Genomic DNA, 16,451 nt, shown 5'->3' with positions numbered 1-16,451 from the left:
TTGGCCGACGCACAGCTCGTCCTCCGCTATGCCGCCCGTTCCGATGTGGGCCGGCTCCGCTCCAAGAACGACGACTCCGCGTACGCGGGGCGCCACCTCGCCGTCGTCGCAGACGGCATGGGGGGCCACGCGGGCGGCGACGTCGCGAGCGCCTCGACCGTCCTGGACCTGATCCACCTCGACCGCGGCGACTACGCCGAGGGCGAGGCGCGCACGGAGCTCGCGGACGAGATCCAGACCGCGAACTCGCTCCTCTCGGAGCTCGTGGCCAGCAATCCCCTCCTCGCGGGCATGGGCACCACCGTCACGGCGCTCCTGCTCTCGGGCAGCACGTTCGCGTTCGCCCACATCGGCGACTCGCGCGCGTACCGCATGCGCGGCAACCGCGTGGAGCAGGTCTCCACCGACCACACGTTCGTGCAGCGGCTCATCAACGAGGGCCGGCTCCGCGCGGACGAGGCCGAGACCCACCCGCACAAGAACGTCCTCATGCGCGTGCTCGGCGACGTGGACGCGAGCCCGGAGCTGGACCTGGACACGTTCGAGGCCATGGAGGGCGAGCGGTGGCTGCTCTGCTCCGACGGGCTCAACTACGTCCCGCTGCCGATCGTCGAGCGCACCCTGCGGGAGATCGAGGACCTCGGCGAGTGCGCCGACCGGCTGATCGAGCTGACCCTCGCGGCCGGCGCGCCGGACAACGTGACCGTGATCGTCGCCGACGTGGTGGCGGCGAGCGCGGACGACGGCGAGCGGCCGGCTCCCGTCTCCCCCGCGGGTGCCGCGTCGCTCACCGCTGCGGCGGCGGCCCGCACCTCGGTCACTTCGGCCAGCACGCCGGGCACCGCCGACAAGGCCGGCCAGACGGCCGGCGGCGCGGCGGGCGAGGAGCCTGCCACGGCCGCCGACGAGACCAGGGACGAGAAGGCCGGCGCGGGCAAGACCGGTGCCGACGGCGAGAAGGCCGGCACGGACCCTGACCGGGCGAGCGGGCAGGCTGCCCCCGGCGGAAAGCCCGTCGCCGCCCTGGCGGCTGGACCGGCGGCGGCTGGCCCGGCGGCGGCTGGCCCGGCCGCGGCTGGCCCAGACGCGGAGTCCGACGAAGCGGAGGTCAGCGGGCCTCCGTCCGGGGCCTCCGAGGCCCCGGAGGCGGAGGCCACGGCCAGCAACGAGCCCGTGACCGATCCGAACCTGGGGGCCCACCTGTCCGCCGAGGTCCTGCGCCGCGAACTGGACTCCCGCCCGCACGAGCTCGTGGGCGCCGCCGCCGCGGCCGCCGCGAGCGGCTCCCTGCCGTCCGTGGCCAGCCGCACCGCAGCCCGCCGGGCGGCCGCCCTCCTCACCCACCGCGCGGACGCCGACGCCGAAGAGGCCGTCGCAGCCGGCGAGGGCACCGACCGGCCCCGCCGCAGCTGGCTGCGGATCGCGTTCGGCGGCCTCGCCGCGGTCGCGCTCGTCCTCGGGATCGTCCTCGGCTACGCCTGGACGCAGACCCGCTACTACGTGGGCGCCTTCGACGACAGGGTGGCGATCTACAACGGGGTGTCCCAGACCCTCGGCCCCATCCCCCTCTCCCACGTGCACACCGTGACGAACATCCCGCTCGCATCGCTGAGCCCCTTCACGCAGCAGCGCCTGCGCTCGGGGGTCCCGACCGACGGGCTCGAGGGCGCCCAGGACATCGTCCGCACGCTCCAGACCGACCCCGAGGGATGCCTGCCCGGCACGGGGGCGACGCCGAGCCCGGAGGAGGCAACGGCGTCGGCCGCCCCCGTGCCCACTGCGACCGCGAAGCCCACGGCCACCGCCAAGCCGACGGGCACGGCCAAGGCCACCGCAACGGCCAAGGCCACCGCACCCGCGAAGGCCGCCGCCTCGAAGACGCCGACCCCGTCGCCGAGCGCTGCGACCCCGACGGCGAGCCCGACCTCGACCCCCGACCCCTGCCTGGGAGGCACCGAATGAGCGGCGTGGAGACGGCCGCACGCCCGCGCCGCAACGTGGAGCTCGCGCTCCTGCTCCTGGCCCTCGCGGTCTCGGTCAGCGCGAACGCGATGATCGGGCTCCACGACGGCACCTCGTTCGAGGGCGACTTCTGGCTCCAGACCGTGCTCCTCGCCGTTGCGTCCCTCGCGATGCACACAGTGCTGCGGCTGCGCGCCCAGCATGCCGATCCGGTCATACTCCCGCTCGTCGTGACGCTCAACGGGCTCGGGCTCGCCATGATCCACCGGCTCGACACGGCCAACACCGAGTACGGCAACGCCCAGGTCCGGTGGACGCTGCTCGGCATGGCCCTCGCCGCCGTGGTGGTGTGGTTCCTGCGCGACCACCGCCACCTGCGCCGCTACACGTACATCTCGCTGATCGTGAGCGCGGGCCTGCTCATCATGCCGCTCGTGCCGGGCCTCACGGCCGGCGAGATCAACGGCGCCCAGGTGTGGATCCGCATCGGCTCGGCCACGTTCCAGCCCGGCGAGGTCGCCAAGATCACGCTCGCGGTGTTCTTCGCCGGCTACCTCTCCACGAACCGGGACCTCATCCTGCTCGCCGGACGCCGGATCGGGCCCCTGCAGCTGCCGCGGTTCAAGGACATGGGCCCCATGCTCGCGGCGTGGCTCGTGAGCATCGGCGTGCTCATCTTCCAGCACGACCTCGGCTCCTCGATCCTCTTCTTCGGCCTGTTCATGTGCATGATCTACGTCGCGACCTCCCGCGTGAGCTGGGTGCTGATCGGCGTCCTGCTCATCGCCGTGGGCGGGTTCGCGGCGAGCCGGATCTTCGCGCACGTCAGCGTCCGGATCGACGGCTGGCTCAACGCGTTCTCGGACGAGGTCTACGGGCGCGACTTCGGCGGCAGCTACCAGATCGTCCAGGGCCTGTTCGGCATGGCCAACGGCGGCCTGCTCGGCACGGGCCTGGGCGAGGGCCGGCCGGACCTCGTGCCGTTCCCGCACTCGGACATGATCATCGCGGCGTTCGGTGAGGAGCTCGGGCTCGTCGGGCTGTTCGCGATCGTCATGTGCTACGGCCTGCTCATCACGCGCGGCTTCCGCGCCGCGCTCGGCGCCCGCGACTCGTTCGGCAAGCTCCTCGCAGTGGGCCTCTCCGCCGGGATGGGCCTGCAGTGCTTCGTGGTGATCGGCGGCGTCACGCGGCTCATCCCGCTGACAGGGCTCACGACGCCGTTCCTCGCCGCGGGCGGCTCGTCCCTCCTCGCGAACTGGATCATCGTCGCGCTCCTGCTCATCATCTCCAACGCCGCGCGCCGCCCCGTCCTGACCACCCCGCTGGGCCCGGATGCGGCACCCGGGGAGGAGCCGGCGTCGTCCGTGCCGCAGCGCAGCCGGGGACGCCGCGACGGGCTCCGGGGCGCCCGGCGCCACCCGGACGAGGAGACGCTCACGCAGGGGGTGAGGCAGCAGTGAACCAGGCCATCAGGAACGCATGGATCGCCGTCGCCGCGATGTTCGCGCTCATCCTCGGCTCCATCAGCTACGTCCAGGTGATCGGTGCGGACGCCCTCACGGGCAACCCGTGGAACAACCGGGCCATCCTGCAGACGTTCTGCCAGGACCGCGGCGCCATCCTGGTCGCGGGCGAGCCGATCGCCCAGTCCGTGCCGAGCGGCTCGGACGCGTGCGAGTTCCAGCGGACCTATCCCACGGACCCGGCGCTGTATGCCGGCCTCACGGGGTACTACTCCAACGTGTTCGGCTCCACCGGCCTCGAGAACTCGATGAACCAGACCCTCACCGGGCAGGCGGACCAGCTCCTCATGGACCGCATCCGCCAGCTCGTCCTCGGCCAGCAGCCGAAGGGCGCGTCCGTCGAGCTCACGATCGACCCCGCGGTGCAGGCCCTCGCGTACAGCCTGATCCCGGACGGCCAGCGCGGATCCATCGTGGTGACCAACCCGCGGACGGGCCAGATCATCGCGATGGCCTCGAAGCCCAGCTACGACCCGAACAAGGTCGCGACCCACAGCCAGGACGCGGCGCAGAAGGCCATGGCCGGGCTGCAGGCGGTGCCGGGGATCAACCTCAACCAGGGCGTGAGCGGGCCCACGGGCGCGCTGCTGGCCCCGGGCTCCGTGTTCAAGCTCGTGGACACCGCCGCCGCGCTCGCCTCGGGCAAGTACGACGCCCGCTCGGTGCTGCCCAACCCGGCCCAGATGACCCTGCCCGGCACGAGCGCCAAGCTGCCCAACTACGCCGGCGGCAACTGCTACACCCGCAACGAGGCGGACTTCTCGTTCGCACTCGAGCAGTCCTGCAACACCCCGTTCGCCTCGATCGCGCTCGACCTCGGCCAGGAGGCGATCGCCAAGCAGGCGGCCGCGTTCGGGTTCGGCCAGGAGGCCGGCGACCAGCTGCACCTCGACTACTCCCCGGGCGTCTTCCCCGAGGACCTCGACCGCGCCCAGCTCGCGCAGTCCGCGATCGGGCAGTTCGACGTCAAGGCCTCGCCCCTGCAGATCGCCCTCATGACGAGCGCGATCGCCAACGGAGGGGTCCAGATGAAGCCGTCCCTCGTCAAGCGGGTCACGGCGCCGGACCTGCGCGTGGTGGACGAGCCCAAGCCGGAGGTCCTCCGGACGTCGACGACCCCGGAGATCGCGCGGCAGATCAGCGAGTGGATGGCGAACGTCGTCTCGCGGGGCATCGGCTCCGGCGCCGCCGTGCCCGGGGTCGAGGTGGCCGGCAAGACCGGCACGGCCGAGCTCGGCGACACGGGCCTGAACAATTCCTGGTTCACGGGGTTCGCCCCCGCAGACGACCCGCAGGTGCAGGTCACGGTCGTCATGGAGGGCGTGGACGTGAAGACCGGGGCAGCGTTGACCAGTCCTAGTGCAGCGAAGATCTTTGAGGCGGTGTTGAAGAAGTGAGACCGACGTCGGGCATCACCTTGGGCAGCAGGTACCTGCTGCAGAGCCGGATCGCCATCGGCGGGATGGGCGAGGTGTGGAAGGCTCGGGACGAGGTGCTGGGCCGGATCGTCGCGATCAAGATCCTCAAGGAGGAGTACGCGGGGGATCCCGGCTTCCTCGAGCGCTTCCGCAACGAGGCCCGCCACACCGCGCTCCTGAACCACAACGGGATCGCGAACGTCTTCGACTACGGCGAGGCGGACGGCTCGGCCTACCTCGTGATGGAACTCGTGCCCGGCGAGCCGCTCTCGGCGATCCTCGAGCGCGAGCGCGTGCTCTCCCCCGAGCGGACGCTGAACATCATCGCCCAGACCGGGCGCGCCCTCGCGGTGGCGCACGGGCAGGGGCTCGTGCACCGCGACGTCAAGCCCGGCAACCTGCTCATCACCCCGGACCACCGGGTCAAGGTGACCGACTTCGGGATCGCCCGCCTCGCGGACCAGGTCCCGCTCACTCAGACCGGGCAGGTCATGGGGACCGCGCAGTACCTCGCACCCGAGCAGGCCACAGGTCAGCAGGCCACGGGCTCGAGCGACATCTACGCGCTCGGCGTGATCGGGTACGAGTGCCTCACGGGGCACCGGCCCTTCTCGGGCGAGAGCCAGATCGCGATCGCCCTCGCCCAGGTCAACGATGCGCCGCCGCCCCTTCCGGAGCAGCTGCCCGCCCCGGTGCGCGCGCTGCTCATGTCGATGCTCGCGAAGGACCCGCGCAACCGCCCCGCCAACGCGATCAAGCTCGCGGAGGCGGCCGAGGCGCTGCGCCGCGGCGACGTCAGGGCGGCGCACGCCGCGGTGCCGGGCATGCTCCTGCACGACGACTCGACCGGCCCGATCACCCAGGCCACTGGCCGGATCAGCCGGCAGACCGCCCCGACCGCCGTGGTCGGGGGCGCGGGCCTCGCTGCCGGCGCCGGCGCGGCGGCAGCGCACGGGGCGGCTCCCACCTCGGCCCTCCCCGTGGTCGCCGGCGGCGGCCACGGCGGGCCCGGCGGAGAGGACGGGCACGACGACGAGGGGCTCGTCCCCGGGTTCGGCGCGGCCTCAGCGGGTCCCCTGTACGCGGCGGGCGACGACGACGAGGACCTCGAGCCGGCCTCGCGCCGGACCGAGCGGCGCCGCAGCCCGCTCACGTGGCCCCTCGTGGCCCTCGTGCTGCTGCTCGCATTCGTCCTCCTCGGGGTGCTGCTCTCCAACGCGGGGCTCTTCAGCCCCTCGCCCCTGCCCACGGAGACCGCGAGCCAGACGCCGAGCCGCAGCGCCACGCCGTCGAGCGCCTCCCCGACGAGTGCGACGCCCACGCCGACCGAGACCGAGACGCCCACGCCCACGGAGCCGGAGAAGGTGACTGTGGTTGAAGGCGACTATCTCGGGCAGAACTACTCGTATGTCAAGACCGAGCTCGAGCGCCTGGGCATGATCGTGGTGGCCAACCCGGTCGCGGCCCAGTCGGGCGTCATGGGCGAGGTCACCGGCCTCACCCCCGCTGGCGAGCTGGACCCGGGCACGCGGATCACGGTGACCTACCTCGTGGTGCAGCCCCCGGCCACGGCCACGCAGACGCAGACGCCGACCCCGAAGCCCACCCCGCCCGCCACCACGACGACGACGCCGACCGCCGGCGCCCTGCCGAGCCTCAGCGGCCAGTGACCGCATGACCCACACCACCGACCCGCCACGAGGACGAGAGGAAGACGCCATGAACCAGCCTCTCGTCCTCTCGGGCCGGTACGAGCTCGGCGAGCTGATCGGCCGCGGCGGGATGGCGGACGTCTTCGAGGGCCGGGACCTGCGCCTGGGCCGGAAGGTCGCGGTCAAGATGCTGCGCCCGGACATGGCGCGTGACCGCCAGTTCCTCGCCCGGTTCGAGCGCGAGGCGCGGGCCGTGGCCGGGCTCAACCACCCCGCGATCGTGGCGGTGTTCGACACGGGCGAGCACGTCCCGGAGCCCGGGAACCAGCACGCCGTGCCGCTGCCGTACATCGTCATGGAGTTCGTGGACGGCAAGACGCTCCGGGAGATCGTCCGCGGGGACGGCCTCACGATCGACGACGCGGTGGACTACGTCCTCGGCGTCCTCGGCGCCCTCGACTACAGCCACCGGCAGGGCATCATCCACCGGGACATCAAGCCCGCGAACGTCATGTGCACGGCGTCGGGCGAGGTCAAGGTCATGGACTTCGGGATCGCTCGGGCCACCGCGGACTCGGGGGCGACCATGACCCAGACGCAGGCCGTGGTGGGGACCGCGCAGTACCTCTCCCCCGAGCAGGCCCGCGGCGAGGTGGTCGACTCGCGCAGCGACCTCTACTCGGCGGGGTGCCTCCTCTACGAGCTGCTCACGGGGCGGCCCCCCTTCGTCGGGGACTCCCCCGTCTCGGTCGCGTACCAGCATGTCCAGACCGCGCCGCAGCCGGCCGCGGTCCACAATCCGGAGGTCAGCCCGGCGCTCGAGAGCGTCCTCGCGAAGGCCCTCGAGAAAGACCCTGCGGCCCGGTTCCAGAACGCCGCGGCCTTCGCCCGGGCGCTCCGCGCGGCCAAGGCGGGCATCCCGGTGGCACCCGCGGGCGTCGCTGCCGCCGGTGTCGCCGGTGCGGGTGTCGCCGGTGCCGGCGCGGGCAGCGGTCCGGACGGCGGCGTGGACGACGGCGGGCTCCCCACGGCCCCGGTCGGCCTCGTGGGGCTGGGGGTGGCCGGTGCAGCGGGCGCCGCCGGAATGGAAGGTGCGACGGCCGCCGAGGGTGCGTCCCGCGCGTCGGGCGCCTCCTCCGGCGACGCTGGAGGGAACGGTGCGGTCGCGACCGGCGCCGAGGAGACGGGCCGGCACGCCGCGCCCACCCACCTCGGCGACACGGGCCAGATCCCCTTGGCCGCCGCGGCGCCGGCGCCAGAGCTCATCGCCTTCGACGACGCCGCGGACGAGGAACGCGAGCGGCGCGGCAGGGGGAAGCGGCGCACGTGGATCGTGGTCCTGCTGCTCGCGGCGCTCCTGCTCGTGGGCGCGGGCGGCCTGTGGCTCTACAACTACATGAACCAGCCGGCTGCGGTGGTGTCGCAGACCATCCCGGAGGTCGCGGGGATGAACGAGACGGAGGCCGCGCTCCTGCTCGAGCGGCAGGGGTTCGAGCTCGCCCCCATCCAGCGCCCGCACCATGACACCGTGCCGAAGGGCATCGCGATCCGCACCGTCCCCGCGGCGGGGACCCAGCTCGATCTGGGGAAGACCGTCACGCTCGAGGTCTCCGACGGGCCGGCCAACGCCACGATCCCCAAGGAGGTCATCGGCGCCAGCGAGGCAGGGGCCCGCGCCACGCTCGGGGACCTGGGGCTCAAGGTCAAGGCGAGGACCGCGCGCGCGAACGACCCCAAGGCCCCCTACGGCACCGTGGTCGCCGTCAACCCGGGCGTGGGGCAGACGGTGGCGATCGGTTCCGAGGTGGAGCTGACCATCTCCACGGGCAAGGCCACCGTTCCGGACCTGCGGGGGAAGACCTACGAGGAGGCTGCGGCAGCCCTCAAGGCCCTCGGCCTCACCGCGGCCCGGACCGACGTGGAGACCGGCGGTTCACCGGCGGGGACCGTCATCGGGCAGCAGCCGGCGCCCAACGGGGCCGTGGACCAGGGCGGCACCGTGGCCCTGACGGTCGCAGCGACGCCCCAGCCCACGCCGTCGCCCGACAAGCCGAGCGAGGGCGCAAGCGGGTCTCCGAGCGCGAAGCCGACTGCAGACAAGGGGAAGGGCAACCCGTGACGCGGCGTGGCCGGCGGGTCAGTGCCCCTCGGTGATGAGCGGGCTCAGGGTTGCGGCCTTCGCGGCGGCGCCGGAGAGCCCGAGGGACTCGAGCCAGTTGCCGAGCATCTGGTAGCCGCCCTCGGTCAGGACGCTCTCGGGGTGGAACTGGACGCCGCACAGCGGCGCGGTCCTGTGCTGCAGCCCCATGACCACGCCGGAATGCGTGTGGGCGGTGACCTCGAGGACGTCCGGGATGGTGTCCGCGACCGCTGCGAGCGAGTGGTACCGCGTGGCCGTGAACGGACTCGGGAGGCCCTCGAAGACGCTCCCGCCCTCGTGCTCGACGAGGGAGGTCTTGCCGTGCATGAGCTCGGGGGCGTGCGTCACGGTGCCGCCGTAGGCCTCGGCGAGGGCCTGGTGGCCCAGGCACACGCCGAGCATGGGCTTGGTGTTCTCCCCGCACCAGCGGATGAGCTCGATGCACACTCCGGCCTCGGCCGGGTTGCCGGGGCCGGGCGAGATGAGGACGCCGTCCCGCGCCGCGGCGAGCTCGATCGCCTCCTCGAGGGAGACGTCGTCGTTGCGGACCACGGTGGTCTCGGCGCCGAGCTGCTGGAGGTAGCCGACGAGGGTGTAGACGAACGAGTCGTAGTTGTCGATGACGAGGATGCGCGTGGTCATGTCAGGAGCAGGCCGATCGTGGTGTCAGTGAATGTGGTGAGGTCGGAGAGCCAGGGGAACAGGTAGCGCACCATGAGCACGAGGGCCCCGGCGAGGAGCGCGATCGCCGTGAGGATCCGCACCCAGAGCGGGCCCGGGAGGTGGCGGAAGATCCATGCGTACATCATGAGCCTTTCAGTGCGGCCGCGACGCGGGCGGCGATCTCCGGGGGCGCGCCCTCCGAGGCCGGCTGCCACGATTTCAGCACGGAGTAGGCGATGAACCGCTCCGTGTTGCCGTAGCGCGGGTGGCAGGTGGTGAGGGTCAGGAGGCTCTCGGTGGGCTTGACGCCGGGCTTCTGCGGGACGGGCAGCAGGACGTCCACCTCGTGCGGGAGCACGATCCTGCTGTCCCGGAAGACGTACGTGTAGAAGCCCTCCTTGGTCTGGAGGTAGATCCGGTCCCCCGGCACGAGCTTGTCGATGTTGTCCAGCACGGCGCCGTGGGTCTGACGGTGGCCGGCGAGGGCGAAGTTGCCCTTGGCGCCCGGCATCGAGGTGGAGGGGTAGTGCCCGAGCCCGAGGGTGTCCAGCACGTCCCGGCCGCTCCCCTCGAGGACGGGCCGGGCGTAGTCCTCCCCGAAGCGCGGGATGTAGAGGACGCCGATCACGCCGCCGTGGGCGGGAGCCTCGAGGACGGGCGGGGCGGCCTTCTGGGCCGGTGCGCTGGGGCGCGCAGTGGCAGCCGGCGGCTCGAACTCCTGCACGAACTCGCGGACGGCCTGGTCCTGGCGGATGTCCGCCTCGACATTGGTCCACCACAGCTGCCAGACGATGAAGAGCCCGAGGACCACGCCGAGCGTGATGAGGAGCTCGCCGAGGACCTGGATGGCGAATGCGCCCCGCTTCCGGGCCGGGCGGCGAGGGCGGCGCGAGGGACCACGGGCGGCGTCACTGCTCGTGACGGTGGACGCTGCGGACACGGCTCTTCCCTTCTGACGGCAGCTGGCGCCTGCGCAGTCTCGACGCGTGCGCCCGGGATGAGGGCAGCAGCTAGAATGACAGCCGAGAACGACCCCCCAAAGCGTCGGCTCCCAGTCCTGACTCTACCGTGACGAGCCGACGCCAGCAGGATACCAAGCAGGCCCATGCCCGGCCCACGGCCACGAGCCGCCCGGCCACCAAGGAGGATCAGTGCCCGAGTCCAAGGAGAGCCGCACGGACCGCGCGGGGAAGAAGGCCCGCCGCACCGCGAAGGCCCCTGGCCCCACGCCGCAGTGGTACAAGGCCATCATGTTCGGGCTCATGGTCCTGGGCCTTCTCTGGATCATCTCGTTCTACCTCACACAGGGCCTCTTCCCGCTCCCCGAACTGGGCAACTGGAACATCCTCATCGGCTTCGGCGTCGCCATCATCGGGTTCCTCATGACCCTGCGCTGGCGCGACTAGCCACCCGTTGCGGCGTCATGTCCCCTCGCCCCGTTGCGGGGTCATGTCCCCTCAGATCCCAGCCCCAGGGTGAGGCCGAGCGCCCGCCCCACGGCCCGCGCCGTCGTATCCCACCCCGGCAGGCGCGGCCGCCCGGCGAGCGCGGCCGCCCGCCACCGTCCGCGGAGCGCCTCATCGGTGAGCCAGCGGCCCAGCACGGGAACGAGCCCCTCGGTCGTGGGCTCGCAGGCAGTGCCCGCGAGCCCGGGCCCCTCGTGCTCCGGATCGTCCTGCCCGGGCCCGTCCGGCCCGTCAGGCCCCTCCGGCGCCGGCCCGGCCAGCGGGAGCGCGAGCGCCTCCTCCGCTCCCGTCCCAGCGCCGACCACGGCCGGCACCCCGCGTGCGAGCGCCTCGGTGACCGCCATCCCGAAGGTCTCCGACACCGACGCGAGGACCATGAGGTCCGCCCGCTCCCACGCGTCCTCGAGCGCCCGGCCCGTGAGCTCCCCCGGCACCGATATGCGGTCCGCGAGCCCGAGCCGGCCCACCTCCTGGCGCACGAGCGCGGCGTAGGAGGGATCGGCGTCGTGCCCCGCGAGCTGCGCCGTCCACGCGAGCCCGCGCAGCTCCCCGAGCGCCCGCACGAGCGCGAGCTGGCCCTTCCCCGGCGTGAGCGCCCCAACGCAGAGCAGATGCGGCGCCCGTCCGGCGGCGAGGCTCCCCGGCGCGGGCGGCACGTGCACGACGCCGGGCCTCGCCACGTGCGGCTGCGTCCCGTAGCGTGCGGCGAGCCTGGCCGCGGCGAACGCGCTGGGGACGACGACGGCGTCCGCCTGGGCGAGCGCGTCGCGTTCGAGGGCGGCGAGGCGGTCGGCGTCGTGTGGGCTGAGGCCCGGCGCGTCCGGGAGGGACATGTGGACGAGGACCCCGAGCCGGGGCCGGCCGTGCGCTGCAAGGCGAGCGCTGGCTGACGCCGGCCCCGCGGGGGAGGGCCGGTCTCGCCCGGAGACCGCCCGATCCTGCCCTGAGGATGCAGCCCGCAGGGCCTCCGGCGCGCCGCACGCGAGGAGACCGTCGACGAGGACGGCCGCAACGCCGTCGTGCCCTGCTCCCTCGAGCGCCGACCCCTCAAGCCCGGCCGGGGCGAGCGCCTCCGCGAGGCGGGCGCGGTCCTCGGGCGAGCCCACGGGCCACGCCCCCGGCACGGGAACCATCTCGACCCGCACGCCGAGCGCCTCGAGCGCGTGGGCGAGGCGGGCGTTGTACACGTTGCCGCCCGAGGAGTAGCCGAGGCCCTCGGGCACCACGAACCGGACGGCGGGCACGGTGTCCGGGCTAGTCGCGGCGGCGCCGGCCCCGCGACCGGTTCAGCTCCACCCGGCACGAGGCCCACGCGTCCGGGTGCTCGCGCAGGGTGGCCTCGACGGCGACGAGGTGGTCCGCGCTGCGGAGCTTGTCCGCAACGCCCTCGGCGATGTGCTGCGCGATCGCCTCCGTGGTGGTGAGCCGGCCGGAGAACTCCGGCAGCTCGTCGAGGTTCGCGTAGCGCAGGGGGTCGAGGACGCCGGAGAGGACGTCCGAGGCCTCGCCGATGTCCATGACGGTGGCGTTCTCGTCGAGGTCCTCGGCGTGGACGGTGAGCTCCACGACGAAGGTGGCCCCGTGCAGCCCCTGCGCCGGCCCGAACGCGGGGCGGGGGAGGCTGTGGGCGATCATCACGTGATCACGGACGGTCAGGCTGAACATGCCCCTCCTTGGTGTCTGGTCCTCGTGGTCCCGGGTAGCGGATCACCCCGCACAGGCCTTCCCCGCCCTGCCCGAGGCGGTCCATCGCGGCGGGGAGGTCGGCGAAGTCGGTCTCGGGCCCCAGGAACGCCTCGAACGCGTCGTCCGCGAGGAGCTCGAGGGCCAGTCGGAGCCTGTCCCGGGTGGTGCGGCGATGGCGGCGCGGCGTGGCCACCTGGCCCACCTGGCTGGCCCGCAGCGAGAGGCGGCGCGCGTGGAAGTCGGCCCCGAGCGGCACGGCCACCTCGCCGTCGCCGTACCAGGACAGCTCGATCACCTCGCCATCGTCCCCGGCGATCTCGAGGCAGCGGGCCAGGCCGGCGGCGCTGGCGGAGGCGTGGAAGACGAGGTCGCAGTCCTCGGCGGCATCCTGGGGGAGCGCGAAGTCCACCCCGAGGGCGGCCGCGAGGTGCGCCTTGGACGGGTCGCTGTCCACGGCCTCGAGCCGGCCCAGCGGGAAGCGGCGCAGGAGCGCGGCCACGGATGCGCCGATGAGCCCGCAGCCCACCACCGCGACCCGGTCCCCGATCCGCGGACCCGCCTCCCACAGGGCGTTGACCGCGGTCTCCACCGCCCCCGCCAGGACGGCCCGCCGCGGAGGCACGCCCTCGGGCAGCGGCACGAGGTCCGCTGCCGGCACCACATACCGGTCCTGATGCGGGTAGAGGCAGAAAACTGTGCGGCCCGCGAGCTCCGCCGGGCCCTCCTCGACGACGCCAACCGAGAGGTAGCCGTACTTCACCGGCGCCGGGAAGTGCCCCGCCTGGTGCGGCGCCTCCATGATGTCCGCGACCCGGTCCGGCACCCTGCCCGCGTGCACGAGGCTCTCTGTGCCGCGCGAATGCCCCGAGTACAGCGCCCGCACGCGCGCCTCGCCCTCCCCGGGCGCCGGCAATTCCTCGCGCCTCAGCTCACCGCGGCATGGACCCGTGGTCCAGTACGCCGTGGCCAGGTCCGGGTCGGTGTGCGGATGCGCCATCGTCCCCCGAACCTACCCGTCACCATGGTGCGGAAACCAGACCCGGGCGCGGTGCGCCGTCGTGCGCCGCCTCCCGCGGGGCCACGCCCGGGGCCCGCGCCGCGGCGACCTGCCGCCGTCCCTACACTGGAAGGATGACCACGGCGCTCACCCAGCAGACCCACGCGTACTACGAGGACACCTACCTCACGGAGGCGACCGCGGCCGTCATCGCGGCAGGGCGCGGCGAGGACGGCGCGTGGGCGGCGGTCTCGCCGAACATCTTCCACCCCAAGGGCGGCGGGCAGCCCAGCGATGAGGGCACGCTCGACGGCGTGCCGGTCACCCCGGAGCGCGCCGAGAACGGGCTCGTGGTGCTCCGCGGCGCGCCCGAGCTGGAGCCGGGAACCGAGGTGGCGTGCGCGGTCGACGCCGGCACCCGCCTCCTGCACGCCGCCCTCCACACCGCCGGCCACGTCCTCGGGGCGCTCGGCGAGGCGCGCGGCTGGGTCCACTCGGGGCATTCCCACTTCCCGGGCCAGGCCCGGCTCGACTTCTCCCCCGAGGGGCACGAGGACGAGCTCGCGACCCCCGAGCTGCGCGAGGCCGTCCGGGCCGAGCTGCAGGCCGCGATGGACGCGGTGCTCGCGCGCGGGGGCGCCGTCACGGCGTCCGTGGACGCGGCCGGGCACCGGACCGTGGCGATCGAGGGGGTCAACACCGAGCCGTGCGGCGGGACGCATGTCCGGTCCCTCGCCGAGCTCGCGGACGTCACGATCCTCGAGGTCAAGGTCAAGCGCGGGGCGATCAAGGTCCGGTATGAGGCCCGGCACGCGGGCGCCGGCGGCGGATCGGCGGGCGCCGACGCGGGGGCCCGGGCATGAGCCTCTGGGTCAAGATCTGCGGGCTGTCCACGCCCGAGTCGGTGGAGACGGCGGTCGCGGCCGGGGCGGACGCGCTCGGGTTCGTCCTCGCGGAGCACAGCCCCCGGACCGTCACGGCAGCGCGGGCGGCGGAGCTCGTCGCCTACGCGCGGGAGGCTGCCCGGGGCGCGGGCCGCGCGGTGGAGATGGTCGCCGTCGTGCGGCACCAGGCGGCCGACGACGTTGCCCGGCTCGCGCGCGAGGCCGGCGTGGACACGGTGCAGCTGCACGGCGACGAGCCCGACGCGGATGCGGACCGGCTGCGCGAGTCCGGGTTCGGGGTGATCCGGGCGCTGTCCGCGCGCGAGTACGCCGCGCGGAGGGCCGGTGGGTGGGCCTCGCCGGACCGGCTGCTGCTGGACGCCGCCGTGCCCGGGTCCGGGACGCGGATCGGGGCCGAGGAACTCGCCGCCGCGCCGGAGGGGTTCTGGATCCTGGCCGGAGGGCTCTCGCCAGCGAACGTCGCCGAGGCGGTGGCCGCACTCGGGGCCGGCGGGGTGGACGTCTCGAGCGGTGTGGAATCCTCGCGCGGGGTCAAGGACCTGGGCCTCATCCGCGACTTCATCCGTGCCGCCCGCGCCTAGATCCGTTTCGGGTACACATAAAAGCGCCTACGAGCGTTTCGGGTACACATAAAAGCGCCCGACGAGCGTGTGATGTCTCAGGACCTCGTGGACAGTTCTGGTCTCAGGTGAGTGTGGACATTTCATGTCTCAGGAGTTCGTGGACACTTCGGTGGCCGGGGGCTGCTTGAGGCCGCTGCGGGGGACGAATTTGGTGCCCTTGGGCGGGCGGGGGTGGGTGAGGATCTCGGTGCCGTCCTCGTCGTAGAAGGAGATCGTGCGGGTGTCGTAGTGGACTCGGACGGTCTTGCCTGCCCAGTGGGCGCCGATGAGGAAGTGGGTGTTCAGGATGGTGACCACGCCCTTGGGCCGTGAGCCCCGCCTGCTGGCTGTGCGGGGTTCGTCCCAGGGCGGGGCGTGGTCCGGTGGCGGCGGGGCCGGTGGAGCCGCGACGGGGGTGCGGTCCCATGCCTCGCGGGGAGTGAGGTCCAGGCTGCCGTGGCCCTGGTGGACCCGCTCGGTGTTGTAGTAGTGGTCGAAGGCGTCCACCTGGGCCTGGAGCTCCTCCAGGGTCGCTGCGGCCGGCTGGGCGGCGAGATAGGTGAACAGGGTCTGGTGGAAGCGCTCGTTCTTGCCCTGGGTGGTGGGCCTGTACGGTTTTCCGGTGATCGGCTCGGTTCCGAGGCTGCGCAGGTACTCCACGAGGATGCCGGCGTGGCCGCGGCGGGACGGGTTCAGGGCCTGGCCGTTGTCGGAGAGGAAGCGCTGGGGCACCCCGTGCCGTGCGATCGCGGTCTTCACCACCGCCATCGCGGCCTCGCTGGTCTCGCCCCAGGCGGCCAGCGAGGCCAGGGCGAGGCGCGAGTGGTCGTCGATGACCTGGAAGATGGTCGCCGCGCGTCCTGCAGGCATAGGCCATTCGGTCGCGTCGATCTGCCAGCACATGTTCGGGGCCGGGTAGGTGAAGCGCTTGAACGCCGAGCGGGGCTTCTTCCGCGGCGAGGGGACGACCTCCCCGGCCCGGGAGAAAATCCGCGCGAGGGTTGCCCGGGAGGGCGGCTCGAGGCCGCGCCGGCGCATCCGGGCTGCGACGCTGAGCGGGCCGTGGTCGAAGCCCGCTCCGCGCAGCTCGGCACGGGTCTTCAACGCCATTTCCACCATCTCGGCAGGCACAGCCCGTGGGCTCGTGTGCGGCCGGTTGGAGCCCAGGTCCAACGCCGCAGAGCTTCCCTCGGCCAAGGCCTTGGCCCTGACCTTGTAGAACCACGCGCGGGAGACACCGTGCCGGCGGCAGAAATCGGACACCGCCCCACGCGGTGCATCGGCAGGCCAGGTCGCGGCCTTCATCCGGATTCGAGGATCAGGTTCAAGAGCGCTCATGGCTCGATCCCAGACCCGAACTGTCCACGGACTCGTGAGACACACTGTCCACGAGGTCCCGAGACATAAGTGTCTATTCAGTCCCGAGACAACACA

15 protein-coding genes are annotated in these 16,451 nt (G+C 73.2%); 8 read left to right on the top strand and 7 right to left on the bottom strand.

Going from position 1 to position 16,451, the window contains the following annotated elements; all coding sequences use genetic code 11:
* From ABCQ75_RS13735 to ABCQ75_RS13715, 5 genes are read left to right on the top strand one after another with little or no spacing between them, the layout of a single operon-like run.
* Complete coding sequence (locus tag ABCQ75_RS13735) at positions 1 to 1,962, top strand: PP2C family protein-serine/threonine phosphatase (protein ID WP_345886049.1); 1,962 nt, start codon at positions 1 to 3, stop codon at positions 1,960 to 1,962.
* Positions 1,959 to 3,425, top strand: a complete 1,467-nt coding sequence (locus ABCQ75_RS13730) for an FtsW/RodA/SpoVE family cell cycle protein (RefSeq protein ID WP_345886047.1) — start codon at positions 1,959 to 1,961, stop codon at positions 3,423 to 3,425. The genes ABCQ75_RS13735 and ABCQ75_RS13730 overlap by 4 nt, the downstream gene beginning before the upstream one ends.
* A complete protein-coding gene (locus ABCQ75_RS13725) occupies positions 3,422 to 4,885 on the top strand; it encodes a peptidoglycan D,D-transpeptidase FtsI family protein (protein WP_345886045.1) in 1,464 nt (487 codons plus the stop codon). Before ABCQ75_RS13730 ends, ABCQ75_RS13725 begins: the two co-directional genes overlap by 4 nt.
* Complete coding sequence (locus ABCQ75_RS13720) at positions 4,882 to 6,576, top strand: serine/threonine-protein kinase (RefSeq protein ID WP_345886043.1); 1,695 nt, start codon at positions 4,882 to 4,884, stop codon at positions 6,574 to 6,576. The genes ABCQ75_RS13725 and ABCQ75_RS13720 overlap by 4 nt, the downstream gene beginning before the upstream one ends.
* A gap of 49 nt (positions 6,577 to 6,625) precedes the next feature.
* A complete protein-coding gene (locus ABCQ75_RS13715) occupies positions 6,626 to 8,677 on the top strand; it encodes a protein kinase domain-containing protein (RefSeq protein ID WP_345886042.1) in 2,052 nt (683 codons plus the stop codon).
* A gap of 18 nt (positions 8,678 to 8,695) precedes the next feature.
* On the opposite strand, the gene ABCQ75_RS13710 is transcribed toward ABCQ75_RS13715, so the two are convergent.
* The 3 genes from ABCQ75_RS13710 to ABCQ75_RS13700 are packed head-to-tail and all read right to left on the bottom strand — an operon-like array spanning position 8,696 to position 10,301.
* Positions 8,696 to 9,340: an aminodeoxychorismate/anthranilate synthase component II gene (locus ABCQ75_RS13710; RefSeq protein WP_345886041.1), complete on the bottom strand. Its 645-nt coding sequence runs from the start codon at positions 9,338 to 9,340 to the stop codon at positions 8,696 to 8,698.
* Positions 9,337 to 9,504 carry a hypothetical protein gene (locus ABCQ75_RS13705; RefSeq protein WP_345886039.1) on the bottom strand — a complete coding sequence of 56 codons (168 nt, stop codon included), beginning with the start codon at positions 9,502 to 9,504 and terminating at the stop codon, positions 9,337 to 9,339. Before ABCQ75_RS13705 ends, ABCQ75_RS13710 begins: the two co-directional genes overlap by 4 nt.
* Positions 9,504 to 10,301 (bottom strand): class E sortase, encoded by a 798-nt coding sequence (locus tag ABCQ75_RS13700; RefSeq protein ID WP_427916108.1) that lies wholly within the window; start codon positions 10,299 to 10,301, stop codon positions 9,504 to 9,506. The genes ABCQ75_RS13705 and ABCQ75_RS13700 overlap by 1 nt, the downstream gene beginning before the upstream one ends.
* Before the next feature lie 211 nt (positions 10,302 to 10,512).
* Between ABCQ75_RS13700 and ABCQ75_RS13695 the strand changes: the two genes are divergently transcribed.
* A complete protein-coding gene (locus tag ABCQ75_RS13695; RefSeq protein ID WP_345886037.1) occupies positions 10,513 to 10,767 on the top strand; it encodes a cell division protein CrgA in 255 nt (84 codons plus the stop codon).
* 41 nt (positions 10,768 to 10,808) lie between these two features.
* On the opposite strand, the gene ABCQ75_RS13690 is transcribed toward ABCQ75_RS13695, so the two are convergent.
* The 3 genes from ABCQ75_RS13690 to ABCQ75_RS13680 are packed head-to-tail and all read right to left on the bottom strand — an operon-like array spanning position 10,809 to position 13,510.
* Positions 10,809 to 12,071 carry a glycosyltransferase family 4 protein gene (locus ABCQ75_RS13690; protein ID WP_345886036.1) on the bottom strand — a complete coding sequence of 421 codons (1,263 nt, stop codon included), beginning with the start codon at positions 12,069 to 12,071 and terminating at the stop codon, positions 10,809 to 10,811.
* A 10-nt stretch (positions 12,072 to 12,081) separates the two neighbouring features.
* Positions 12,082 to 12,492 carry a 6-pyruvoyl trahydropterin synthase family protein gene (locus tag ABCQ75_RS13685; RefSeq protein WP_345886035.1) on the bottom strand — a complete coding sequence of 137 codons (411 nt, stop codon included), beginning with the start codon at positions 12,490 to 12,492 and terminating at the stop codon, positions 12,082 to 12,084.
* On the bottom strand, positions 12,470 to 13,510 hold the full coding sequence (locus tag ABCQ75_RS13680; RefSeq protein ID WP_345886034.1) for a zinc-dependent alcohol dehydrogenase: 1,041 nt from the start codon (positions 13,508 to 13,510) through the stop codon (positions 12,470 to 12,472). Before ABCQ75_RS13680 ends, ABCQ75_RS13685 begins: the two co-directional genes overlap by 23 nt.
* A gap of 134 nt (positions 13,511 to 13,644) precedes the next feature.
* Between ABCQ75_RS13680 and ABCQ75_RS13675 the strand changes: the two genes are divergently transcribed.
* Together ABCQ75_RS13675 and ABCQ75_RS13670 are read left to right on the top strand one after the other, a co-directional pair.
* Complete coding sequence (locus ABCQ75_RS13675; RefSeq protein ID WP_345886032.1) at positions 13,645 to 14,373, top strand: alanyl-tRNA editing protein; 729 nt, start codon at positions 13,645 to 13,647, stop codon at positions 14,371 to 14,373.
* Positions 14,370 to 14,996: a phosphoribosylanthranilate isomerase gene (locus ABCQ75_RS13670; RefSeq protein ID WP_345886030.1), complete on the top strand. Its 627-nt coding sequence runs from the start codon at positions 14,370 to 14,372 to the stop codon at positions 14,994 to 14,996. The genes ABCQ75_RS13675 and ABCQ75_RS13670 overlap by 4 nt, the downstream gene beginning before the upstream one ends.
* 129 nt (positions 14,997 to 15,125) lie before the next feature.
* Here ABCQ75_RS13670 and ABCQ75_RS13665 read toward each other — a convergent pair whose 3' ends face one another.
* A complete protein-coding gene (locus ABCQ75_RS13665; protein ID WP_345886028.1) occupies positions 15,126 to 16,280 on the bottom strand; it encodes an integrase core domain-containing protein in 1,155 nt (384 codons plus the stop codon).
* Positions 16,281 to 16,451: the final 171 nt, after the last annotated feature.

Origin of the sequence: Sinomonas halotolerans, from assembly GCF_039615075.1 — a bacterium.
Taxonomy (GTDB): Bacteria; Actinomycetota; Actinomycetes; order Actinomycetales; family Micrococcaceae; genus Sinomonas; species Sinomonas halotolerans.
This window is presented reverse-complemented; position numbering and strand designations above follow the sequence as displayed.